At 63.5% G+C, this 23677-nt stretch carries 22 protein-coding genes and 1 pseudogene; 10 read left to right on the forward strand and 13 right to left on the reverse strand.

What is annotated here, in order from left to right; genetic code table 11:
- Positions 1-41: 41 nt before the first annotated feature.
- The 3 genes from pmtA to dnaK all read right to left on the reverse strand — a co-directional run bounded on the left by pmtA (position 42) and on the right by dnaK (position 4037).
- Positions 42-647 carry a phospholipid N-methyltransferase PmtA gene (gene pmtA / locus AC1D1L_RS16500; protein ID WP_477342612.1) on the reverse strand — a complete coding sequence of 202 codons (606 nt, stop codon included), beginning with the start codon at positions 645-647 and terminating at the stop codon, positions 42-44.
- A 121-nt stretch (positions 648-768) separates the two neighbouring features.
- Positions 769-1899 carry a molecular chaperone DnaJ gene (gene dnaJ, locus AC1D1L_RS16505; protein WP_477342613.1) on the reverse strand — a complete coding sequence of 377 codons (1131 nt, stop codon included), beginning with the start codon at positions 1897-1899 and terminating at the stop codon, positions 769-771.
- Positions 1900-2120: 221 nt separating this feature from the next.
- Complete coding sequence (dnaK, locus tag AC1D1L_RS16510) at positions 2121-4037, reverse strand: molecular chaperone DnaK (protein ID WP_112559044.1); 1917 nt, start codon at positions 4035-4037, stop codon at positions 2121-2123.
- A 301-nt stretch (positions 4038-4338) separates the two neighbouring features.
- Here dnaK and AC1D1L_RS16515 point away from each other — a divergent pair, with 301 nt between their 5' ends.
- Both AC1D1L_RS16515 and AC1D1L_RS16520 read left to right on the forward strand, forming a co-directional pair.
- Entirely contained in the window at positions 4339-5328 is a 990-nt protein-coding gene (locus tag AC1D1L_RS16515; RefSeq protein ID WP_477342614.1) for a Bug family tripartite tricarboxylate transporter substrate binding protein, read from the forward strand.
- Between the two features lie 7 nt (positions 5329-5335).
- The gene (locus AC1D1L_RS16520; RefSeq protein ID WP_477342615.1) at positions 5336-7306 is read left to right on the forward strand and encodes a tripartite tricarboxylate transporter permease; all 1971 of its coding nucleotides are present in this window, start codon (positions 5336-5338) and stop codon (positions 7304-7306) included.
- 97 nt (positions 7307-7403) lie between these two features.
- On the opposite strand, the gene AC1D1L_RS16525 is transcribed toward AC1D1L_RS16520, so the two are convergent.
- From AC1D1L_RS16525 to AC1D1L_RS16555, 7 genes are all read right to left on the reverse strand, one after another.
- The gene (locus tag AC1D1L_RS16525; protein ID WP_477342616.1) at positions 7404-8876 is read right to left on the reverse strand and encodes a class I adenylate-forming enzyme family protein; all 1473 of its coding nucleotides are present in this window, start codon (positions 8874-8876) and stop codon (positions 7404-7406) included.
- A complete protein-coding gene (locus AC1D1L_RS16530) occupies positions 8877-9929 on the reverse strand; it encodes a thioesterase domain-containing protein (protein WP_477342617.1) in 1053 nt (350 codons plus the stop codon).
- Between the two features lie 102 nt (positions 9930-10031).
- Entirely contained in the window at positions 10032-10847 is an 816-nt protein-coding gene (locus AC1D1L_RS16535; protein ID WP_477342618.1) for an inositol monophosphatase family protein, read from the reverse strand.
- A gap of 73 nt (positions 10848-10920) precedes the next feature.
- Positions 10921-11919: an LLM class flavin-dependent oxidoreductase gene (locus AC1D1L_RS16540; RefSeq protein ID WP_477342619.1), complete on the reverse strand. Its 999-nt coding sequence runs from the start codon at positions 11917-11919 to the stop codon at positions 10921-10923.
- A 5-nt stretch (positions 11920-11924) separates the two neighbouring features.
- On the reverse strand, positions 11925-12752 hold the full coding sequence (locus tag AC1D1L_RS16545) for an arylamine N-acetyltransferase family protein (RefSeq protein ID WP_477342620.1): 828 nt from the start codon (positions 12750-12752) through the stop codon (positions 11925-11927).
- A 94-nt stretch (positions 12753-12846) separates the two neighbouring features.
- Positions 12847-14019, reverse strand: a complete 1173-nt coding sequence (locus AC1D1L_RS16550) for an AI-2E family transporter (protein WP_477342621.1) — start codon at positions 14017-14019, stop codon at positions 12847-12849.
- A 112-nt stretch (positions 14020-14131) separates the two neighbouring features.
- On the reverse strand, positions 14132-15193 hold the full coding sequence (locus AC1D1L_RS16555; protein ID WP_477342622.1) for an LLM class flavin-dependent oxidoreductase: 1062 nt from the start codon (positions 15191-15193) through the stop codon (positions 14132-14134).
- Between the two features lie 243 nt (positions 15194-15436).
- Here AC1D1L_RS16555 and AC1D1L_RS16560 point away from each other — a divergent pair, with 243 nt between their 5' ends.
- Complete coding sequence (locus AC1D1L_RS16560; protein ID WP_112559037.1) at positions 15437-15865, forward strand: DUF6481 family protein; 429 nt, start codon at positions 15437-15439, stop codon at positions 15863-15865.
- A gap of 182 nt (positions 15866-16047) precedes the next feature.
- Here AC1D1L_RS16560 and sugE read toward each other — a convergent pair whose 3' ends face one another.
- Positions 16048-16362, reverse strand: coding sequence for a quaternary ammonium compound efflux SMR transporter SugE (gene sugE, locus AC1D1L_RS16565; protein WP_477342623.1), 315 nt, complete (start codon positions 16360-16362; stop codon positions 16048-16050).
- Positions 16363-16554: 192 nt separating this feature from the next.
- Positions 16555-16680: a hypothetical protein gene (locus AC1D1L_RS16570; protein WP_112559036.1), complete on the reverse strand. Its 126-nt coding sequence runs from the start codon at positions 16678-16680 to the stop codon at positions 16555-16557.
- 215 nt (positions 16681-16895) lie between these two features.
- On the opposite strand from AC1D1L_RS16570, the gene AC1D1L_RS16575 reads away from it, so the two are divergent.
- The 4 genes and pseudogenes from AC1D1L_RS16575 (at position 16896) to AC1D1L_RS16590 (ending at position 20240) form a co-directional block, all read left to right on the forward strand.
- A complete protein-coding gene (locus AC1D1L_RS16575) occupies positions 16896-17705 on the forward strand; it encodes a transglutaminase-like domain-containing protein (RefSeq protein WP_352582903.1) in 810 nt (269 codons plus the stop codon).
- A gap of 118 nt (positions 17706-17823) precedes the next feature.
- The gene (locus tag AC1D1L_RS16580; protein WP_477342624.1) at positions 17824-18777 is read left to right on the forward strand and encodes a cation diffusion facilitator family transporter; all 954 of its coding nucleotides are present in this window, start codon (positions 17824-17826) and stop codon (positions 18775-18777) included.
- 165 nt (positions 18778-18942) lie between these two features.
- A pseudogene (locus tag AC1D1L_RS16585) lies at positions 18943-19346 on the forward strand (GFA family protein).
- 81 nt (positions 19347-19427) lie between these two features.
- Positions 19428-20240, forward strand: a complete 813-nt coding sequence (locus tag AC1D1L_RS16590) for a class I SAM-dependent methyltransferase (protein WP_477342625.1) — start codon at positions 19428-19430, stop codon at positions 20238-20240.
- Here the strand turns inward: AC1D1L_RS16590 and AC1D1L_RS16595 are convergent.
- Positions 20237-21490, reverse strand: coding sequence for a DNA recombination protein RmuC (locus AC1D1L_RS16595; protein WP_477342626.1), 1254 nt, complete (start codon positions 21488-21490; stop codon positions 20237-20239). The two genes, AC1D1L_RS16590 and AC1D1L_RS16595, sit on opposite strands and share 4 nt — an antisense overlap.
- A 103-nt stretch (positions 21491-21593) precedes the next feature.
- Between AC1D1L_RS16595 and def the strand changes: the two genes are divergently transcribed.
- The 3 genes from def to AC1D1L_RS16610 are packed head-to-tail and all read left to right on the forward strand — an operon-like array spanning position 21594 to position 23605.
- Positions 21594-22124 carry a peptide deformylase gene (def, locus tag AC1D1L_RS16600; protein ID WP_192257020.1) on the forward strand — a complete coding sequence of 177 codons (531 nt, stop codon included), beginning with the start codon at positions 21594-21596 and terminating at the stop codon, positions 22122-22124.
- Between the two features lie 6 nt (positions 22125-22130).
- A complete protein-coding gene (gene fmt / locus AC1D1L_RS16605) occupies positions 22131-23102 on the forward strand; it encodes a methionyl-tRNA formyltransferase (RefSeq protein WP_477342627.1) in 972 nt (323 codons plus the stop codon).
- Positions 23099-23605, forward strand: coding sequence for a GNAT family N-acetyltransferase (locus tag AC1D1L_RS16610; RefSeq protein WP_142867367.1), 507 nt, complete (start codon positions 23099-23101; stop codon positions 23603-23605). Before fmt ends, AC1D1L_RS16610 begins: the two co-directional genes overlap by 4 nt.
- Positions 23606-23677: the final 72 nt, after the last annotated feature.

A 23677-nucleotide genomic window follows, 5' to 3' on the forward strand; every position in this document is an offset into this window, starting at 1 on the left:
CAACCTTGTCCCGGGACAGGTACAGCCAAGGATCACTCAAATCAATGCGCCTCGCGGCGGTAGATCCACAGCTGCGTCGGCGGGATGTTGCGGAGGATGAAATCGAAATGCTTGACCGTGTAGTCGCCGCGTCCGGGCGGGATCGGCGACAGCGGCCCGTAGGTCAGCTGTACGATCGGCCGCCCCACCGGGATGCGGTCGAGCAGGCTTTCGATATAGGCGATGCGCTGTGCGACCGGGAAGTTGAGCAGCGGCACACCGGAGACGACGGAATCGAACACCATGTCCCGCTTGTCGCCGAGCGTCGCGTTGAGATTGAAGGCGTCGCCCTCGATGACGTTGACACCAGGATAGAGCTGGCGCAGGTGGCGCACGAACTCGGTGGAGTATTCTACCGCATAGAGATTTTCGGGCTTCACGCCCTGGGCGAGGATGGCGCGGGTGATGACGCCCGTGCCCGGGCCGACCTCAAGCACCGGCAGGCCGGACTTCGGATTGACGATCGAAGCCATCTTGCGGGCGGTGATGGAGCTTGTCGGAACGATCGAGCCGACGGTCTTCGGCTTGTCGATCCAGCCCTTGAAGAATTTCAGCTCGTCGTCGAACTTTTCCGCCAGCGCCTTCCGCAATCCCGGACCACGTGCCATGCAAGTTCTCCTCAACCACCCCCCTGCACGCTACTTAGCAGTTAACAGGTCCAAGGCAAGGCACGATCTGGCATAAGATGTTGATGACGTTCGGGAAGCGTGGCGGCCCTGTGCGTGGAAATCAGCGCTCGCTGAAGGATTCGAAAAAGTCCTTCATGCGGGCGAAGAAACCGCTCGACTGGGGCGAGTTTTCCTTCGACGACAGCTGTTCGAACTCTTCCAGCAGCTCCCGCTGGCGCCGCGACAGGTTCTGCGGCGTCTCGACCGCGGTCTGGATGTAGAGGTCGCCGACATTGGGCTGGCGCAGCACCGGCATGCCCTTGCCCTTGAGACGGAACTGGCGGCCGTTCTGTGTGCCTTCGGGCACTTTCACCTTGGTCTGGCTGCCGTCCAGCGTCGTCACCTCGAACGAGCCGCCGAGCGCTGCCGTCGTCATCGAGATCGGCACCTTGCAGTAAAGGTCGGCGCCGTCGCGCTGGAAGAATTCGTGCGGCTTCACCGCCAGGAAAATATAGAGGTCGCCCGAGGGGCCGCCGCGCAGGCCGGCTTCGCCCTCATTGGCAAGCCGGATGCGGGTGCCGTCCTCGATGCCGGCCGGAATGTTGACCGACAGCGAGCGTTCCTCGGTGACGCGGCCCTGGCCGGCGCATTTCGGGCACGGGTCCTTGATCGTCTGGCCGCGGCCCTGGCATTGCGGGCAGGTGCGCTCGATCGAAAAGAAACCCTGCGTGGCGCGGACCTTGCCGTGACCATGGCACATCGAGCAGGTGACCGGCTGGGTACCGGGCTTGGCGCCGGTCCCGGAACATTCCGTGCATGAGATCGAGGCCGGCACGCGGATCTGCGCGGTCTTGCCGGCAAACGCCTCTTCCAGCGTGATTTCCATGTTGTAGCGCAGATCGGCGCCGCGCTCGCGGCCGCCGGAAGAGCGGCGCTGGCGCCCGCCCATCATGTCGCCGAAAATATCCTCGAAAATGTCGGCGAAGCCGCCAGCGCCAAAACCTTGCGCGCTGCCATTCATGCCGCCTTGCTCGAAGGCGGCGTGACCGAAACGATCATAGGCCGCGCGCTTCTGCGGATCCTTCAGCGTCTCGTAGGCTTCGTTGATTTCCTTGAACTTGTGCTCGCAGGAATGATCGCCGGGGTTGCGGTCGGGATGGAACTGCATGGCGAGCTTGCGGAAAGCGCTCTTGAGCTCCTTGTCGTCCGCGCCCTTTTGTACGCCCAGCGTTTCGTAGAAATCAGCTTTCATCTTTTCCCGCAGTCCGGATGCTCAACGTCTTGATGCATGTCGCGTCGTTTGCCGGCACGTTGTCTCGATTTAGGAGCGGTGCTGCCCGGATGCTAGGGCCGGCGCGGACTTGTGCGTGTTTTTCGGTGACTTTTTCGGCAGGACCCACACTTTTTTCAGCGAGGGTTGCAAAAAAGCCCGGCCTGCGCCGGGCTTTCCGCACTATCTTGCCGTCAGGCCGTTCAGGCCGACTTCTTCTTGTCGTCGTCTTCGTCGATTTCTTCGAAATCGGCGTCGACCACGTCGCTATCCTTGGCAGCGTCCGCCTTGGCGTCGGCTTCCGCCGCTTCCTTCTGCGAGGCCTCGTACATCGCCTGGCCAAGCTTCATCGAAGCTTCGGCAAGGGTCTGCGACTTGGCCTCGATATCGGCAGCGTCGTCGCCCTCGGCCGCAGTCTTCAGCGCGGTGATCGCATCCGATATCGCCGTGCGCTCGGTCTCCGAAACCTTGTCGCCATATTCCTTCAGCGACTTCTCGGACGAATGCACCAGCGCCTCGGCCTGGTTGCGGGCCTCGACCAGCGCACGCCGCTGCTTGTCGGTCTCGGCATTGGCTTCGGCGTCCTTGACCATCTTTTCGATGTCGGCGTCCGAAAGACCACCCGAGGCCTGGATGCGGATCTGGTGCTCCTTGCCGGTGCCCTTGTCCTTGGCCGAAACATTGACGATGCCGTTGGCGTCGATGTCGAAAGTGACCTCGATCTGCGGCACGCCGCGCGGCGCCGGCGGGATGCCGACCAGGTCGAACTGGCCGAGCGCCTTGTTGTCGGCGGCCATTTCACGCTCGCCCTGGAAGACCCTGATGGTCACAGCCGACTGCGAATCTTCAGCGGTCGAGAACACCTGGCTCTTCTTGGTCGGGATCGTCGTGTTGCGTTCGATCAGGCGGGTGAACACGCCACCCAGCGTCTCGATGCCGAGCGACAGCGGCGTCACGTCGAGCAGCAGTACGTCCTTGACGTCGCCCTGCAGCACGCCGGCCTGGATGGCGGCGCCGAGCGCGACGACCTCATCCGGGTTGACGCCCTTGTGAGGCTCCTTGCCGAAGAACTGCTTCACGATCTCCTGGATCTTGGGCATGCGGGTCATGCCGCCGACCAGGACCACTTCGTCGATTTCGCCAGCCTTCAGGCCGGCATCCTTGAGCGCCGCCTTGCACGGCTCGATGGTGCGCTGGACGAGGTCGTCGACCAGCTGCTCGAACTTGGCGCGGGTCAGCTTCAGCGTCAGGTGCTTCGGGCCGGTTGCGTCGGCGGTGATGAAGGGCAGGTTGATTTCGGTCTGCGTCGTCGACGACAGCTCGATCTTGGCCTTTTCAGCCGCCTCCTTGAGGCGCTGCAGGGCAAGCTTGTCGTTCTTCAGGTCGATGCCCTGTTCCTTCTTGAACTCGGCCGCCAGATATTCGACGAGACGCATGTCGAAATCCTCGCCGCCGAGGAAGGTGTCGCCATTGGTCGACTTCACCTCAAACACGCCGTCGCCGATCTCGAGCACCGAAATGTCGAACGTACCGCCGCCAAGGTCATAGACGGCAATGGTCTTGCCATCCTTCTTGTCGAGACCGTAGGCGAGCGCGGCTGCCGTCGGCTCGTTGATGATGCGCAGCACTTCCAGGCCGGCGATCTTGCCGGCGTCCTTGGTGGCCTGGCGCTGGGCGTCGTTGAAATAGGCCGGAACGGTGATGACCGCCTTCTCGACCTTCTCGCCGAGATAGGCTTCCGCCGTTTCCTTCATCTTCTGCAGGATCATGGCCGAGATCTGCGAGGGCGACTGCTTCTTGCCGCCGGCTTCGACCCAGGCATCGCCATTGTCGCCCTTGACGATCTTGTAGGGGACAAGCTTCTTGTCCTTCTCCGTCACCGGATCGTCATAGCGGCGGCCGATCAGGCGCTTGACCGCGAAGATGGTATTTTCAGGATTGGTGACCGCCTGGCGCTTGGCCGGCTGGCCGACGAGACGTTCGCCGTCGCCCGAGATGGCGACGATGGAAGGCGTCGTGCGCGCGCCTTCCGCATTCTCGATTACCTTGGGTTCCTTGCCATCCATGATGGCGATGCAGGAGTTGGTGGTGCCGAGATCGATACCGATTACTTTTGCCATTGTTCTAGTCTCTCCGCTAAGCAGGCTCTCAGGACCCGTAAGGCGTTCCGACGAAAGCCCCTGTTCACAAGAAATTCCGCCCCGGCTACCGGCATTCCGGCGCTGGGCGGCTTGGCGCGTATATAAGAACAGGCGGCATCGGGCGCAAGCATTCTGCGCATGGCGTCCACGATGCGTCTCTTTGTGCCAAATCGACCCCCCGTCGGGCAGAGGCGGTCGAGCGGGCAGCCTTATGGACGAAAAGGCCGCTTCTCATCGTTTTTGCCGCAGCTATAGTGCCATATCGTTTGGGGATTGGATAATGCGTTGGATTTTTGCGCGATTGCTCGCCCTTTTTGCCGTTGCCAGCCTTTCATGGGTCACATGCCCGCCGGCCCAGGCAGTCGAATTCCAGACAATCACCATCAAGGTCGGTTATGGCGCGGGTGGCGGCTATGACCAGACTTCGAGGCTGATTGCGCGTCATCTCGGCCGGTTTCTGCCCGGGCAGCCCAACATCATTGTGCAGAATGTGCCGGGGGGTGGCAGTCTGAAGCTCACCAAGATGCTCGTGGGCAGCGAACCGGCCGACGGCAGCGTCATCGCCTCGATCAGCGAGGCTATGTTCTACGCCCCGATCCTCGATCCCGAAAACGCGACTTTCGACCCGCTTGCCTTGCAGTGGATCGGTTCGCTGGTCGATGATCCAGCCTATTGCCTGACCAGCAAGCAATCCGGCATCGACACGATGGAAAAGTTCCTGCAGTCGGATTTCCTGATCGGAGCGACAGGCAAGAACAGCACGACCTACATCTTCGCCGCACTAGCCAAGAATGGCATGAGGGCCAGATACAAGATCGTCACCGGTTTCGACGGCACCGCCGATATCGAACTCGCCATGCAACGCGGCGAGATCGCCGGCATGTGCGGGGTATCGAGCTCCCTGCTCAGAAGCGATCGCGCCGCGATCAACATTATCGGCACGTTCGGGCAGGGCGGTTCCGGCGCGACGCCGAGCATTTCGGCAACCATCGCCGACCCGACGGCACGTCAGGCGGCCGATCTCATCGAATCGGCGCTGCACATCCACCATCCGCTCGTCGCCCCGCCCGGCGTGCCGAAAGAGACCGTCGACGCGCTGCGCAAGGCCTATTCCGCGATGGTCATGGACGCCGATTTTCTCGCCGATGCCACGAAGCTTGGCGACCTCACCCTCAACCCGACATCCGGCGAAGCGATCAGCCAGCTGGTCGCGCAACGGCTGAAAGCCACGCCTGCGGTCTTCGCCGCTGCCCGGGAACTCGTGAAATAGGCCTAATGTGGATCTGATCCTTACCGCCATTGCGGAGATGGCGCAGCCATTTCGCATGCTCATGCTGGTTACCGGCGTGTTCGCCGGCCTTGTCGTCGGTGTCGTGCCGGGCATTGGCGGCCTGTTCGCCATGGCCCTGCTGATCCCGATGACCTACAATATGGACCCCTTTGCCGCCTTCGCGCTGCTGCTCGGCATGGGTTCGGTCACCACCACGTCGGACACCATTCCGGCCATCCTGTTCGGCGTTCCGGGCTCGGTCGGTGCTGCGGCAACCGTGCTCGACGGCCATGCCATGGCCAAGAAGGGCGAAGCGGCACGCGCCTTCGGCGCCTCCTATTCGGCCTCGATGATCGGCGGCGTGTTCGGCGCGCTGGTGCTGGCGGCGGCAATTCCCGTCATGCGCCCGTTGGTGCTCTACCTCAAGACGCCGGATTTCTTCGCCATTTGCGCCCTCGGTCTCTCCATCGTCGCCATCCTTGCCGGCAGCCAGCCGTTAAAGGGTCTGGCGGCGGCGATGCTCGGCATGCTGGCCTCTTTCATCGGCATCGACAGCATTGCCGGCATCGAGCGCTGGAGTTTTGGCCAGATCTACCTCTGGGATGGCTTGCCGATTTCGCTGGTCTTTCTCGGTCTGTTCGGCCTGCCCGAACTGGCCTCGCTGCTCATGCGCGGCTCGATCCAGGGCAACGCCGAGCGGCCGACCTATGCCGGCATGTGGCAAGGCATCAGGGATACGCTGCGCGAATGGCCGCTGGTGCTGCGCTGCAGCGCCATCGGCTCGCTGCTCGGCGCCGTGCCCGGCATCGGCATCGCCGTGCTTGACTGGATCGCCTATGGCCATGCCTCGCGCCGGCCGGGTCCCGGGCCGAAATTCGGCCAGGGCAATGTGCGCGGCGTCGTTGCGCCGGAAAGCGCCAACAACGCCAAGGAGGGTGGCTCGCTCATCCCGACCATCGCCTTCGGCGTGCCGGGATCGGCTTCGATGAGCATCCTGCTCGGCGCCTTTGTCATCCACGGCCTTGTCCCCGGCCCCGATATGCTCGGCAAGAACGCCGCGATCACCGTTTCGATGGTGCTGTCGATTGCCGTCGCCAACATCGTCGGCGCCGTGACTTGCCTGCTGTTGACCAGGCAGTTGGCGCGTATCGCGCAAGTGTCGGCAGCGATCCTGGTGCCGCTGGTGGTCACCTTTATCGTCGTCGGCGCCTACCAGACCAATATGAGCGCCTTCGACTTCCTGCTGGTGATGCTGGTCGGCGCGGTCGGCATGGCAATGAAGGAGCTCAACTGGCCGCGCTCGGCCTTTTCGCTCGGCTTCGTGCTCGGCCCCAGCCTCGAAAACTATTTCTTCCTCGCCTACCAGATTTCCGGCTGGGCCTGGCTGAAACAGCCTCTGGTGCTGATCCTGCTCGGCCTCGCCATTGCCGGCGTGGTCAGGCAGACCGTGTCCTGGATCAAGGCCCGCGGCAATGCCGATGCCTTGCCGCCGGCGTTGCCCGATATCGCCGCCGGCGGTGCGCTGACACTGCTTGGCCTGGCGGCCCTGGTCACGGCACTGCTCGATTTCCCCTTCGAGGCCGCCATCTTCCCGGCCATCACCGCCGGCCTTCTGGCACTGTTTTCCTTGCTGACCACCGTCCAGACCGTGCTGCGCTGGCGAAAGCCGGTGCCTGCCAGCGGGGCGGATGTCGCACCAGCCGGCGAATGGCAGCCTTCCGATGGGCCGGCGATGGAGGGCAATCTCACGGTGCTTGGCCTCTGCCTGGCGCTCGCCTTCCTGGTCCTGCTGGCCGGCCACCTCACCGCCACCTTCGTCTTTGTTGCCGGCGGTATCTGGATGCTCGGATCGCGGTCACTGAATATGGCGCTGGCTGTCGCCGCGGGCACGACGCTTTGCATCTACGCGGTGTTCGATCTCCTGGCGTCGCAGCCCTGGCCGGCGCCCTGGCTGGCCGGTCTTTTTAAAGATTTCTGAAACGGCGGCGCGGATGCGCAGGTAGCGCAAGAGCTCAAGGCGGGCCCGGCGGTGTTCGAGCCAGAAACCTGCTGAAGTAGCCTGTCGAGGCAAACGGCTAAGGCTTGGCGGCAGCCGGCGACAGCGTTTCGACAAGGCGGCGGCGCAGCAGCTTGCCATTGTCGCTGTAGGGCAGCGAACTCACCAGCCTAACCTCGCGCGGCCGCCGGTCGGGCGAGATGTTGGCGCGCAGGAAGGCCTCGAACTCGGCCACGCTTGCCTGGTCGGCGACGATGAAGGCGGCGATCTCCTGGCCCATCGTTGCATCGGGAAAGCCGGCGACCGCGACATCCCTGACCTTGGGATGGGCGCGGATGAGCTTCTCCAGCTCCTGCGGCGCGACATTGACGCCGCCGCGCACGATCATGTCGGCCTCGCGGTCGACGATGGTCAGGAAGCCGTCATCATCGACGAAGCCGATGTCGCCGGGAATGCCCCAACCGTCGCCCATCACCTTGGGATCGACGAACGGTTTGTTTCCCGCCGACACGACCGCTGAAACCATTGTCGATGTCCAGGCCTTGATCAGCCCACTCTCGCCCTTGCCGAGGACGCGCCCGTCCGCATCGAGGATCTCCACACGCACATCGGCAAACGGGCGCCCGGCAGTGCCGGGTTTGGCCAGCACGTCGGCGCCGGACAGCGTGGTGATGCCGCCGGTGAGGCTCGACGCATAGTTGATGCGATATCCCGGCGAAAGATTGCGGTAGGCCGCCAGCTTGTCTTCGACGGTTGCAGGTCCGCCGATGCTGAACAGCACCGCCAGGTCCGGCAGCAGCCGGGTCGAGCGTTCGCCCACTTCGCGCACCAGCCGTGTAATTACCGGTGGCGGCAGGGCTGTGCCGCTGGCCTGGAAGGACAGCAGACCCTCGATCAGCTCGGACGGCGTGAACAGCGGCGGAAAGAAGTTGATCGTCCCGCCATAGCGCAGATAGCTGAACACCTGGTGGCGCGTCGCCGAATAGGACATCACCATCGGCGTCAGCAGACGCATGACCGTCCCGGTCAGCCCGCGCCGGCGCCCCGTCACGCGTCCGGCAAGCGCCTCATGCGACTGCAGATAGCCTTTCGGGTCGCCGGTAGTGCCGGACGAGAACATCAGAAAGGCCGGATTGCTGTCGTCGCCAGGAGCGCCGGAATAGGGCGCGGGCGAGGCGTGCTTCCAATCCTGCTGGAAAGCGACGCCTGGATAGACATCGTCCCCGGGTGGGCTGCGGCTTTCGAGGATCAGCGTCAGCACAAAATCGCGTGCAAACTGCGCCCGCTGGCTGCGCGGCGCCCGAAAGTCGGCAATCGAAGCCGTGGCGCCGAGCTTCCAGCAGGCCAGGATCGACAGCACGACGTCGATGTTGCCGATCATGGCCAGGCCGACGCGATCGCCGGGGCGAATACCGAGCGCGCTGAAATTGGCGGCGAGATGGTCGATCTGGATCAGCGCTTGCGCATAGGTGATCTGGTCGCGGCCGCTGACCATCGCCACGCGGTCGCCATGGCCGGCGAAGGCAGCCAGTACGTCGCGGCCAAAACCCATCTAGCGGACCGGCATTCCGGCCGGCGCGCGCCTGGCGTCGAGGAAGGCGATGATCGCAGCGTCGATCGCGTCCATGTTGGCGGCCCGGAACTTGTCATGGGTGCCCGGCATGACGACCGTTTCCACCCGCGTGTTCCCGCTCGCCCAGTCTTTGTACTGCTCGACCGTGGTGGCGCTCCATTCCGAGCTGGCGATGACCAGTATGTCGCAAGGGTAGGAAGACGGTGAAAAACCCGCGGCAGCGCGCACCAGCATGCTCTTGAAGGCCTTCTGCCTGGTGTGACGCCCAAGCCTGGACTGCCCAAGCCCGACCGCTGCCAGCGTGTCGCGCAGCAGCCGCCAGTAGACGACCTTGCGGGTGATTTGGCGCCGCCTTTGTGCGGTCATGCGGTTGTCCGCCATCGGCTTCAGCCAGGCCGAACCCAGCGGCGGAGGGTCGATCAGCAGCAAAGCCGGCCGCTCGCCGGTCACCTCGAAGGTCAGCCTTCCGACCTCGATTGCCAGCAGCCCGCCAAGGCAGATGCCGCCGATGACGCGCGGGTGCTGGCCGGTGGCCGAGCTCAAGCCGTCGAAATAATTGGCGCTGATCTCCTCGACGCTGTCATACGGCGTCTCGCCGGGCTCGAGGCCCATGCCGCGCACGGCGATAACGGAATAGCGCTGCTTCAGCGCCTTGCCGAAACGGTTGGCGAACAGCGCCGAACCGGAAATGCCATGGATCATGGCGATCGGCTCCTGGCCGTGGCTGCCGGAAACCTGCACCGCCAGCCGCCGCGCCGGGTGCTCGGGCAATTGCAACGCGATCAGCCTGCCGAATTCGCGCGGCGTCGGCGCTTCCAGCAGCACCGAGGTCTGCAGCTTCACGCCGAACCGGCTCTGCGCCGCCAGCACAAGAGTTTCGGCAGCCAGCGAATCGCCGCCGAGATCGAAGAAATTGTCGTCGAGGCCGACCGAGGCCAGCTGCAATTCTTGCGCAAAGATGCCGGCGATCGCCTGCGCCGGCCCGCTGCCCAACGCGGTTCGGTCTGGCCGGATGGTGTTATGCATGTTCATCGGCAGGCCCTTGAACCGATGGAATTGCCGTTTCCGGCAACAGGGCATCCTCCTGAATGCCTGTCCGCTTTTAACCCACAGCCTATGCGTTGAACAAGTAGCCTAACCCTGCACAATACCGGCAGGCGCCGCTCCGAAGGCCTGCGCGCACAGCGTCTGCAGCTTCGGGAACACATGCTTGCCGCCGGCGATCACCTGCGCTCCCTGGGCAAGCACGGTCTTCGGGTCCGGCTTCAGCACCATGCCGCCGGCCTCTTCCACCAGAAGCATGCCGGCCAGGCAGTCCCAGGGATTCATGTGTTCCTCGACATAGCCGAGCAGCCGGCCGGATGCCGCATAGGCCAGCATCAGCGCGCCCGATGCGTTGCGGAAGAAGACGCCACCTTCTGCCATGATCAGGCCGATCAGCACGGTGACATGCTTCGTCTCCGCGCGGTTCGACAGCCCGGTGCCGACCGATCCTTCCCCGAGGCCGGCGGTGCTGGCCTTGATCGGCCGGCTGTTGACGAAGGCACCGCCGCCGCGGCGGCCGTGAAAAGTCTCGCCGGTCGACGGCTCGTGGATGACGCCGACGACCGCCTCGCCGTCCTTGGCGCAGGCGATGACCACACACCAAGCCGGAATACCGCGCACGAAGTTGGCGGTGCCATCGATAGGGTCGATGACCCAGACATGGCCTGTCGATCCGGCTACCGTGGCATGTTCCTCGCCGACAATGCCATCTTGCGGATAGGCGGCGGCGATCGCCGCGCGGATGAACAGTTCGACCTCGCGGTCGCCATCGGAAACCAGGTCCTGATGGCCCTTGCTCTCGATGGTCAGGTTTTCGAGGTCGCGGAAATATTTCAGGCCGAGTTCGCCGGCGCGTCGCGCCAGATCGATGGCGAAATGCATGCGCTGGTCGAGGTCATGGGTCACGGCAAGGCTCTCGGCTGAGGAAGGCGTCTGCCCTTAGCAGACGAGCCTCTCCTGCAAAAGCTTCACTGGCGACTCACGCGGCTTGCGACAGCGATTTGTGCGCCTCGGCCAGGATTTCGAACGAACGCACGCGCGCCGCATGGTCGAAAATCTGCGCCGTCACCATCAGCTCGTCGGCGCCGGTGCGGCGCACGAAGGCGTCGATGCCTTGCCGGACGGTTTCGGGCGATCCGACGACGGCACAGGAAAGCGCCTGGCCGAGCATTGTTTTGGCCATCGGCTCCAGCGTCTGGTCATAACCCTCGACCGGCGGCGGCAGGCGGCCTGGTCGTCCGGTGCGCAGGTTGACGAAGGCCTGCTGCAGCGAGGTGAACAGCAGTTTTGCCTCGGCGTCGGTCGGCGCGGCGAAGACGTTGAGGCCGAGCATGACATAGGGCTTGTCCAGCTGTTCGGACGGCTGGAAGCGCGAGCGGTAGATCTCCAGCGCATGGTCGAGCTCGGCCGGCGCGAAATGCGAAGCGAACGCATAGGGCAGGCCAAGCATGGCGGCGAGCTGCGCGCCATAAAGGCTTGAGCCGAGAATCCAGACCGGCACCTTCTGGCCTTCGCCGGGCACAGCATGGATACGCTGACCTGCCTCGGCCGGCTGGAAATACCCCATCAGCTCGACGACATCCTGGGGGAAATTGTCTGACGCCTCGAGGTTGCGGCGCAGCGCACGCGCCGTGCCCATGTCGGTGCCGGGCGCGCGGCCGAGGCCGAGGTCGATGCGGCCGGGGTGCAGTGCCGCCAGCGTGCCGAACTGCTCGGCGATCACCAGCGGCGCATGGTTGGGCAGCATAATGCCACCGGCGCCGACGCGGATCGTCTTGGTGCCGCCGGCGACATGGGCGATGACGACCGCGGTCGCCGCACTGGCGATGCCGGGCATGTTGTGGTGCTCGGCCAGCCAGTAGCGCTTGTAGCCGAGCTGCTCGGCATGGCGGGCGAGGTCGAGCGAATTGGCCAGCGACTGCGAGGCGTTGCTGCCTTCGACGATCGGCGACAGGTCGAGAACGGAAAGAGCGGTCATGGGCCTCAAGCCTTTACAATGTTCAGCTGCCGGACCTTGGTTTCGAAGGCGGCGCGGTCGGGGATGATGATGTCGAGCTGGCTTTCCAGAATGTCGGCGAATTCCGCCGCTGTCGCGATCTCGCGTTGCTCGCTGCGGCCGCCGACATGATGCGTCGACAGCCTGGCGTTGCGCAGCGCATAGCGCCGGTCGGGCAAGGCGCGCGCCGCAACGACGGAGGACAGGAAATGCGAGGTCGGATGGGTCGAGACGAAGTAGTTGGCGACCGCATAATCGACCTCATAGGCCGGTTGCATGTCGAAGCGGTGGAGTGTCTGCCAATCGCCGCCGACATCGGCTTGTACCCGAAAATCATCTGACGTCTCGATGATGCGGAATGTTTCGTGCGGGGTCTGTTGTTCGAGGCCCGGCTCGAGCAACAGCGGCGCGGTCATCGTCAGGCCGCCAAAGCCGACATCGGCAATGTAGGTCCTGCCGTCGAGCTCGATCCGCAACAGCATGTGGCTGCGCGGGGTAATGGCGTCCTCCGGCAGACCCCTCAGAACCCGCGCCGCGAGGCCGCTGACCTCGAAGCCCAGCGCCTTCAGCGCATGCATGAGGATCAAATTGTGTTCGAAGCAGTAGCCGCCGCGGCGGCGCGCGAAAATCTTGCCCTGCAGCGAAGCGAGATCGAGCTTCACCGCGATGCCCAGCAACGGATCCATGTTCTCGAAGGGGATCGCTTGCGGGTGCTGCCGGTGCAGCACCTTCAGCGTGTCGAGCGACGCATCGATCGGACCGCGATAACTGATCCGGGCGAAATACGCGTCGAGGTCGAAGGAGGCGTCGGTCATGGCAGGGTCCGGCTTGACCGGCTCGATATAGGCACTCGATCGGAAGACGACAAACAAGAGACGACAAGCAAGAGGCGGCAAGCAGTACCGGCCTCTATGCCTTGGCCTCGCCATTCTCCTCGGCCGCTTCGTCCTCCACCACGACCGCCGTCTGCTGTGCGGCGAGGAAGTTGCCGACATGGCCGAGGCCTTCGAAATGGTCGCAGAACACCTTGATGACGACCAGCAGCGGCACGGCCATCAGTGCGCCGACAAAGCCCCACAGCCAGGACCAGAAGGCGATGGCGATGAAGATCGCCACGGCGTTGATCTCGAGGCGCCGGCCGACCACCATCGGCGTCACGAGCTGGCCCTCGATGATGTCGCACAATAAGACAAAGGCCGGCGCCAAAAGCGCGTAGGAGATGGTGTCGAAGCTGATCAGCGCCATCACCGAGACAAGCACGATGGTCAACATTGCGCCGACATAGGGCAGGAAGTTGAGCAGCGCGGCGGCGACGCCCCAGACCAGCGGATTGGGCATGCCGAGCGCCCACAGGCCAAGGCCGATGACGGCGCCGAGACCGGCATTTATGATCGTGACGGTAAGCAGATAGTGCGAGATTTCGCGCTCGACGTCATAGACGACGCGCAGCGCCCGCTTCTTTTCGCTGAGGCTGGCGAAGGACTGGATGATCTTCTCGTAGAACATCGTGCCCGACGCCAGCAGGAACAGCGACAGCACGAAGATGATGGTGAAGCTTGTGCCTGCCGCCAGGACATTGCTGGCCGCCGCCGACAGGATGCCGGACTGCGCCAACGCCACTTTCTGGATGCCCGGCTCCTGCGAGGTCTCGGTCATCTGTTCGATCTGATGCGAGATCTGCATGATCCTCTCGAGTGGACGCCGCAATTGCGCCAGCCGCTCCGTCAGTTGCAGGCCGATCGACGAGGTGTTGTTGAGGAGGTCGATGACCGGACCGCTGAGCAGGTAGCCGGCGATGGCAACGACGCAAACCGACAGCACGACAAGCAACGTCGCCGACACCACTTCGGGAATGCCGCGCTTGCGCAGGAAGCGCACGATCGGCGTGAGCGTGAGCGTCAGCAGAAAGGCGAGAATGACCGGCATGAAGAAGGCGCGGGCGAAATAGAGCGCGTAGATCGCCATCAGGATGAAAATGCCGATGAGCAACGAACGCATCAGGTGCGTGTCCGCGCGGGCAACGACGCGCGCCTCTTCGGCCTCGGCAAGGACTGCGCCCAAAGCGGCGGGTTCGGCTTTCATCGTTTTCCCCCGGCAGCGCACCGCAATTGGTGAATTCCGCTGACGGAAACGCCTCTACCGCCTCTAGGTTCCGTTAGCCGGCAAGGCCAACAATCCAGACGACGTCGTCGAATTACGCGGCGGGCGCCGTTACCGCCGGCGCCGCCTTCGCCGTTTCCTTGCGCACGATCGGCGCCACCTTGGTGCCGTAGAGTTCGATCGCTTTCATGATCTTGGCGTGCGGCATGGTGCCGATCGCCATCTGCAGCAAGAAGCGATCGTTGTTGAAGATCTTGTGCTGGGCGACGATCTTTTCCGCCACAGCTTCAGGATTGCCGACGAACAGCGCGCCGTTTGGGCCACGCGACTGATCGAAATGCGCCCGCGACGTGGGACCCCAGCCGCGTTCGCGGCCAATGCGGTTCATCACTTCGGCTTGCGGTCCATAGAAATCGTCGGCCGCCTGCTCGGTGGTCTCGGCGATGAAGCCGTGCACATTGATGCTGGTGGCGAGCCCCGTGGGGTCGGTGCCGGCACGCTTGGCAGCCTCGCGGTAGATGTCAAACAGCGGCGCAAAGCGCGCCGGCTCGCCGCCGATGATGGCCAGCGCCAGCGGCAGGCCGAGCACGCCGGCGCGGGCGGCCGATTGCGGCGTGCCGCCAATGGCGATCCAGATCGGCAATTTGTCCTGCAACGGGCGTGGATAGACGCCGCGGTCGTTGATCGGCGCACGCAGATTGCCGGACCAGGTGACTTTCACGCTGTCGCGTATCGCCAGCAGCAGGTCGAGCTTTTCGGCGAACAGCTCGTCATAGTCTTCGAGATTGTAGCCGAACAGCGGGAAGGATTCGATGAACGAACCGCGCCCGGCCATGATCTCGGCCCGGCCGCCCGACAGAAGGTCGAGCGTCGCGAACTGCTGGAAGACGCGCACCGGATCGTCGGAGGACAGCACGGTGACCGCGCTGGTCAGCTTGATGCGTTGGGTACGTTCAGCGGCGGCGGCCAGCGCCACCACCGGTGCTGAAGCGGCATAGTCGGGGCGGTGATGTTCGCCCAGACCGAAGACGTCGAGGCCGACCTGGTCGGCCAGCTCGATCTCTTCGATCAGGTTGCGCAGCCGCTCGTGCGGGCCGATCGTGCCGGGGCCGGGCTCGGGACTGACGTCAGCAAAAGTGTAGAGACCGAGTTCCATGATCTGTCATCCAATGGTTGGGTTTTGCGGCTAGAGGTAGCGACCGAGCCGCCCTGCCGCCAGAGGGGCGGATGGTGAACAGTGCATGTCGGTTCCAGCCAGCTTCTGTCGGCTTTGGTCGGCAAAAGCGCGTCTCCTGGCTGCAACAGCGTAGAATTTCATGGCTGGCATTCCGTTTTGGCGCTTGAACTCTCGGTTTTCGCGCGTATGTAAGCGTCGCGAATTGACTTCAGGGAAGTGGACTTGGCTATCTACAGGGAAAAAGACATTTTCGAGCGGCGCAATGCCGCGAACGAGGCAAAGAAGGCGCTTCTGGAGCGCTTCAAGTCAAAGCCGGCGGCAGATGATCCTGCGGTGCTGGCAAGACAGGCCGAACGCAAGGCGATCCTCGAGGCGCGTGAAAAGCGCGAGGCCGAAAAGGCCAGGCTGAAGCAGGAAAAGCTGGCACGCGAGGCGGTCGAGAAGGCCGAGCGCGAGGCAGCAGCCGAAGCGGCGCGTATTGCGGCCGAAGAGGCAGCGCAGGCTGAAGCGAAGATCAAGGAAGCCGAAGAAAACGAGCGCATCGCCCGTTTGCTGGCCGACGAAGCCGAACGCAAGGCCAAGCGCGACGCACGCTATGCGGCGCGCAAGCAGCGCACCGGCAGGACGCCTCCGGGCTTCTCCGCCCGCTAACCGCTTCGATCGAAACGATCGGACATCAGGGCCGCCTTCAGCGGCCCTGAACGTATTTGTGCGCCGATTTCCTCGGTTGCTTTGGCTTAAAGCACCAGGAAAAGTGTGAAGCGGTTTTCCCGGGAAAAGCGCGAAAGACAAAGATAGAGCAGATCGCCGTTTCCGTGAAACGGTGAACTGCTCTAGGCGGCGAGCTTCAGCCCCATGATGCCGCAGACAATGAGCGCGATGCAGCCGAGCCGGATCGCGGTTGCCGGCTCGCCCAGCAGCCAGACGCCGAGTAGCGCCGTGCCGACCGTGCCAATGCCGGTCCACACCGCATAGGCCGTACCGACAGGCAGCGTCTTCAGCGCCAGACCGAGCAGCCCCAGGCTCACGATCATCGACGCGACGGTGAGCACCGTCGGTAGCGGCTTCGAGAAGCCGTCGGTGTATTTGAGGCCGATCGCCCAGCCGATCTCGAACAGGCCGGCGAAAAACAGAAAAATCCACGACATCGGGATGCACTTCATTCCATGAGGATGGCGGGTCGTCCCGGCCGGTTTTTTCGGGAAGGCGCGAGGTCGTCCTCGCCGCCTCGATATAGGCGGCTTCGCCTGCCCGATCGACAAAACACCGGCAGCATTGCTCATGCCACCGGTGTAAAAATCTGCGCCGAAACGGATTGCCCGGATTTCGGTCCGAGCGACTTACTTGTCCTTGAGTCTGATCGCCTTGACGGGAGGCGCCTTGAGCGCCGGAGCCGCGGCGGGCTTCTTGGCGTCCTTCTTCGGCTTGCGGGCTTCCTTGCCGGCCTTCATCGCACCTTTAGCCATGATTCGATCCTCCAATTGCTGGGACGCCAAGTGAAACAAGAGAAACGCCGGACTGCAAGGGGGCTGGCGCCTGTCGCCGGCGCCAGCGGGCCGCTTTCAACCGCTTTCTAATTTGCTCGTAAACCATGCCGGTCCGTGCCATGGTTGTCTTCGCACTGCAGCATCAGGCCGCGCTTCCTGCCGGGCGATGATCAGGCAGGCCGGTCAGGACACAGATGCGAATCCACATCGGCTGCGAGATGAGCTTCGACTTTCCGCAGGAAACGCCGCTGATCGCGATGCTCAACGTCCACTACTCCAGGGCATCCGATCTCGAGCGCCCGGATTTCCTGACCTCCAGCCCGCCGGTGCCGATCCAGAGCTATCGCGACAGTTTCGGCAACTGGTGCAACCGTTTCGTCGCCCCGCCCGGCCGCTTCACCTTCGGCACCGATTCCGTGATCCGCGACCCCGGCACCTTCGAGATGGGCGACCTGATGGCCTGGCAGCACGAGGTGCGCGACCTGCCATCAGACACACTGCTGTTCCTGTTGCCCAGCCGCTTTTGTGAGAGCGATCTCCTGGCCAGCGAAGCCTGGCGGCTGTTCGGCAATACGCCGCTCGGCATTGCGCGTGTCCAGGCGGTCTGCGACTTCGTTCACAACCACATCGTCTTCAGCTATGGCAATGCGCGGCCTACGCGCACTGCGGCCGAAGCCTATCGCGAGCAAAGCGGCGTCTGCCGCGACTTTGCCCACCTCGCCGTCACCTTCTGCCGTGCGCTCAACATCCCGACGCGCTACTGCACCGGCTACATCAGCGACATCGGCCTGCCCAAACCCTGGGCGAGCATGGATTTCGCCGCATGGATGGAGGTCTATCTCGGCGGTCGCTGGCATGTCTTCGATCCGCGCAACAATTCCCCGCGCATCGGCCGCATCCTGATCGCTTCCGGCCGCGACGCCGCCGACGTGCCGCTGACCCATATTTTCGGGCCGGGCACGCTGGCCAGCTTCAAGGTCTGGACGGACGAGATCATCGAATAGCGGCGTCTTTTTCTCCAGCCAGCCTTCAAGGGCCTGAACGACCGGGCTTCTGGCGCGTTGTGATGCCCGTGGAGCTTCGGTCGCAGGGCCGTTACATTGTGTGCCTTGGAGGGACAGCATGGCAGCGCATGGCGGGTCGAAGACGGTCATCTACGCGGCACTCGCCGGCAATCTCGCCATTGCGCTGACCAAGTTCGTCGCCGCCTTCTTCACCGGCAGTTCGGCCATGCTGTCGGAAGGCGTGCACTCGCTGGTCGACACCGGCAATGGCGGCCTGCTGCTCTACGGCATGCATCGCGCCGCCCGCCCGCCGGACCGCACGCATCCGCTGGGCCATGGCCGCGAGCTGTATTTCTGGAGCTTTATCGTCGCCTTGCTCGTCTTTGCGCTCGGCGCCGGGGTGTCGTTCTACGAGGGGGTCATCCACATCATGGCGCCCGAGCCGGTCGCCAATCCCAAAATCAACTACATCGTGCTCGCCCTCTCGATGCTGTTCGAGGGCAGCTCCTGGTATGTGGCGCTGAAGGAGTTCCGCCAGCAAAAGGGCAAGCAAGGCTGGCTGCAGGCCGTGCAATCGAGCAAGGATCCGAGCGTCTACACCGTGCTGTTCGAGGACAGCGCCGCCCTTCTCGGCCTCGTCGTCGCCTTTGCCGGCATCCTGGCGGCGGAAGTCCTCGACATGCCCGAACTCGACGGCGCCGCCTCGATCGGCATCGCGGTGATCCTCGGCGCCACCGCGATCTTCCTGGCACGCGAAAGCAAGGGCCTGCTTATTGGCGAGCCGGCCTCGCCCGAGATGCAAGCCAAGGTGCTGGCGATTGTCCAGCAGGATCCGGCGGTGCAACGGGCCAACGGCGTTCTCACCGTCCACCTCGGCCCGCAAGAGATCGTCGCCGGCCTCAGCATCGAATTCGAGGACCATCTGACGGCGCCTGAGATCGAAGCCTGCGTCGAGCGCCTGGAGGCGCTGCTGAAGAAGGAGATGCCGGAGATCACCAGGCTGTTCGTCAAGCCGCAGACGACGGGAACCTGGGAACACCGGCGCAAGCAGGTCGAGGCGGCATCGGACTAGAGCAATTCCAGGAAAAGTGTGGGCGGTTTTCCCGGGAAAAGCGCGTAGCGCTTTCCCTTGGTAATTGCGTCAAAACAAAGAGCTCTAGTCCTGGACCAGAAGTCCGTCGTTGGCTCCATCGCCTGGTCCCGCTAAGATCAGTCGACGGATTTCGGAGGAGCAACCATGAAAATCGATGGTGGGTGTCATTGCGGCGCCATCACTTATGAAGCAGAGGTCGACCCGGAAAAGACCTCGATCTGTCATTGCACCGACTGCCAGCAACTGACCGGCACGGCCTTTCGTGTCACCGTTCCCGCGTCTGAGGATCACTACCGGATCACAAGGGCACGCCGAAGGTCTATATCAAGACAGGATCGAGCGGCGCCAAGCGCGCCCAGGCCTTTTGCGCCGACTGCGGTTCGCATCTTTACGCGACGTCGGTTGGCGACGGCCCGAAGGTCTATGGGATCAGGGCGGGAACCGCGCGGCAACGCGAGGATCTGGTTCCGACACAACAGAAATGGCACCGGTCGGCCCTGCACTGGCTTCCGAAATTCGAGGGCATCAGCATCGTGGAGGCGCAGTAGCACCTGCCTCCCGGTTAAACGCGCCCCAAACCAGACGATGATGTGCTAGGCTCACCATCAAACGGATGGCGGGTGAAAGCGATGCTGGAAACAGACAAGATTTTTGCCGGCTCGATTCCGGAAAACTACGACCGCTATATGGTGCCGTTGATTTTCGAGCCCTTCGCCGCGGATATGGCACGGCGGGCAGCGTCCTTGTCGCCCGGCGCTGTCCTGGAAGTCGCCGCCGGCACCGGAGTTGTCACCCGCGCATTGGCGCCAAAACTGTCTCCCGGTGCAAGCTATGTCGTGACCGATCTCAACCAGCCGATGCTCGACTTTGCTGCTTCGCGGCAAGCACCCGACAGTCGCATCCAATGGCGCCAGGCGGATGCTCTGGCGCTGCCGTTTGAAAATGCGACCTTCGATCTCGTTTGCTGCCAGTTCGGCGCGATGTTCTTTCCCGACCGCACCGCCGGCTATCGCGAAGCAAAGCGGGTCCTGAAGCCCGGAGGCCATTTCCTGTTCAACGTGTGGGATCGCATCGAGGAGAATGTGTTTGCCAATGATGTGACGAACGCTCTTGCCGAGATCTTTCCGGACGATCCGCCGCGCTTTCTCGCCCGCACGCCGCACGGCTACCATGACACGGCCCTTATCCGCAGCGAGCTGGAAAGTGCAGGTTTCTCCCGTGTGGCGATCGAGACGAGGGCCGAACAAAGCCGTGCATCGTCGCCGCGGCTTCCGGCGGTTGCCTATTGCCAGGGGACGGTTCTTCGCACCGAGATCGAGGCCAGGGATGCGGGAAAACTGCAAGCCGCAACCGACCATGCCGCAGCCGTGATTGCAGCCAGACATGGCAGCGGCGAGGTTGCGGCCAAAATCCAGGCACACTTAATCGTGGCTACGGTCTAATCGTCGCCCTCGACGACACGGAGCCTTAGCTGGCCTGTCTTGGAATCCGCCACCCGCACCCCGGGCTCGGCCTTGGCGGATCCGCCGCCGCGCACTTCAGCTTCGCTTTCGCCAAACTCCAGCGCCTCGATCTTCTGGCCGCGTTTGGTCACCTTCGACGTCGACACCAGTATGTCGTCGATATCCTTGGCCGACTGGGTGAAATGCGTCTGCAGCCGGCGCACCCGCTCGTCGACGCGCTGAACATCTTCCATCAGCCGAATGACCTCGCCCTGGATCAGATGCGCCTGCTCGCGCATGCGGGCGTCCTTGAGGATCGCCTGGATGACCTGGATCGACAGCATCAGCAGCGACGGCGAGACGATGATGACCCGGGCGCGGTGCGCCTTCTGGATGACGGCGTCGAAATTCTCGTGGATTTCGGCGAACACCGATTCCGACGGCACGAACATGAAGGCAGTGTCCTGCGTCTCACCCTGGATCAAATATTTTTCCGAGATATCACGGACATGGAGCTCGATGTCGCGGCGGAAGGCCTGGGCCGCGACCTTCTGCAAGTCGGCGCCATCGGCGGTGCGGATGGCGTTCCAGGCTTCGAGAGGAAACTTGGCGTCGATGGCCAGCTGCGGCGCGCCGTTCGGCATCCTGATCAGGCAGTCGGGCCGGCTGCCATTCGACAGCGTCGCCTGGAATTCATAGGCGCCCATCGGCAGGCCGTCGGCGACGATCGCCTCCATGCGCGACTGGCCGAAGGCGCCGCGCGTCTGCTTGTTGGACAGGATCGCCTGCAGCTGCACAACCTGGCCGGCCAGTGATTGGATGTTGCCTTGCGCGGTGTCGATGACCGCCAGCCGTTCCTGCAATTTCGCCAGGCTCTCATGCGTCGATTTGGTCTGCTCGGTCATGGTCTGGCCGAGGCGGCCGGTCATGGCGTCGAGGCGCTGGCCGATCGACTGGTTGAGTTCGGCCTGCCTGGCGCCGAACACCTCGGCGATGGCGCCCATGCGGCCCTGCATCTCCGCCTGGCTTTGCAAAATGCCGGCCATCCGCGCCTCTGCGTCGCGGGCGTGGTCGGCAGCTTCCGCAGCTGCGATGGTGCGCGCCCTGGCCGACCGCCACAATGCCACGACAAGCGCCAGGAACAGGCCGAGAAACACGATCGCGCCGACGGCCAGCGCATGGCCGAGCGTGATTGTCGTGGCGCCAAGCTGGGCCACAGGTTCGGAAAGGATGGAGTTAAGGTCGTTCATGTCGCCAGCATAGCCGATTCGCCGGTCTGGCACAGATCAAAACGTGAACGGGCGCAAACCGCCCCGGTTGACGCTTTTCGCATGACGTCTTAGGTGAGACGCCATGTCGATCAAGCCGCTCATCATCCTTCCCGATCCCATCCTGCGCCAGGTTTCCAAACCCGTCGAACGCGTCGATGCGCCTTTGCGCAAACTGGCCGACGACATGCTGGAGACCATGTATGACGCGCCGGGCATCGGCCTCGCCGCCATCCAGATCGGCGAGCCGCTGCGCATGCTGGTCATCGACCTCGCTAAGGAAGACGAAACGCCGGCGCCGCATGTCTTCATCAATCCCGAAATCCTCGCAAGCGCCGACGCCCGCTCGGTCTACGAGGAAGGCTGCCTGTCGATCCCGGACTATTATGCCGAGGTCGAGCGTCCGGCTTCGGTGCGGGTGAAATATCTCGACCGCGACGGCAAGCTGCAGGAGATCGAGGCCGAAGGCCTGATGGCGACCTGCCTGCAGCACGAGATCGACCACCTCAACGGCGTGCTGTTCATCGACCACATCTCGAAGTTGAAGCGCGACATGGTGGTCAAGAAGTTCAAGAAGCTCGCCAAGGACAAGGCGCCGGGCAAGCTGGTGGGATAGGAAAAGATGCCGCTTCGCGTCATCTTCATGGGCACGCCGGAGTTTTCGGTGCCGGTGCTGCGCGCGATCGCCGAGGCCGGACACGAGATAGCAGCCGTTTACACCCAGCCTCCGCGCGCTGCAGGCCGCCGTGGGCTGGAACTGACGCCGTCGCCGGTGCAGCGCGAGGCCGACCGGCTTGATATCGCGGTGCGCACGCCGATTTCGCTGAAAAGCGAGACCGAGCAGGCCGCTTTCCGCGCGTTGCAGGCCGATGTCGCCGTGGTTGTCGCTTATGGTTTGCTGTTGCCGAAGGCCATTCTGGAGGCGCCGCCGCTTGGCTGCCTCAACGGCCACGCCTCGCTTTTGCCGCGCTGGCGTGGTGCAGCTCCCATCCAGCGCGCCATCATGGCCGGCGACACCGAGACGGGCATGATGGTGATGCATATGGAAGAGGGCCTGGACACCGGCCCGGTGGCACTGGTTGAAAAATGTGCCATCGACCCCGATATGACGGCCGGCGACCTGCATGATCGGCTGATGCACATTGCTGCCACACTGATGGTAGAAGCGTTGTCCCGAATTCAGACGGAAACGCTGGTATTCACCTTGCAAGCTGTGGATGGGGTGACCTACGCCCGAAAAATCGACAAATCGGAGACCCGCGTGGACTGGACGCGGCCGGCTGTCGAGGTCCACAATCACCTTCGTGGCCTGTCGCCCTTTCCCGGGGCCTGGTCCGAGATTGAAATTGGCGGCCGTACGGAACGGCTGAAACTGCTTCGCTCGACGCTTGTGGACGGCCAATCACTTACCGAAGATTGGTCGCCTTCGGAAGGCATGGGCGAGTCGGGAGGAATTCTCGATGACCGGCTGACGGTCGCCTGCGGAACAGGCGCGGTCAGGCTGGTCGAAGTTCAACGGGCGGGCGGAAGGCCCGCTGCCGCGCAGGAGTTTCTGCGCGGGGCCAAGATCGAAAAAGGAATGAAATTCACATGAGCATGATGTCGATACGCGCGGCAACGCCGCGGGACCGCGAGGCTATTCGCCTCGTCGAGGAACACGCATTCGGCCAGCAGGCGGAGGCCGGTCTGGTCGACGCGCTGGTCACCGGCGGCGACGCCGTTGTCGAGCTTGTGGCGGAAGAAGACGGCCAGGTGGTCGGCCACATCCTGTTCTCCAGGCTGTATGTGCAGAATGGCGGCAAGAGTTTCCCGGCGGTGGCGCTGGCGCCGTTGGCGGTGGAACCTTCGTTCCACGGCTCGGGCATTGGCGGTGCGCTGATCCGCGAGGCGCATATCCGCCTCAAGGACGCCGGCGAAGTGCTCGCCGTTGTCTTGGGCGATCCGGCCTATTACGGCCGCTTCGGCTACAACCATGCGCGCGCCGAAAAGTTCGAGAGCGAATACCAGGGTGAGGCGCTGCAGGCGCTGGCCTGGGGTGACGCACCCGAAAAAGGCAAACTGGTTTACGCCCAGGCCTTTACCGCACTCGCCGCCTGAGCATGATGCCGAAAAGTGTGAAGCGGTTTTCGGACGACATCATGCTCTATCTCTTTGATTTAGAGCCGGATT

Source organism: Mesorhizobium sp. P2_D6 (assembly GCF_056404315.1).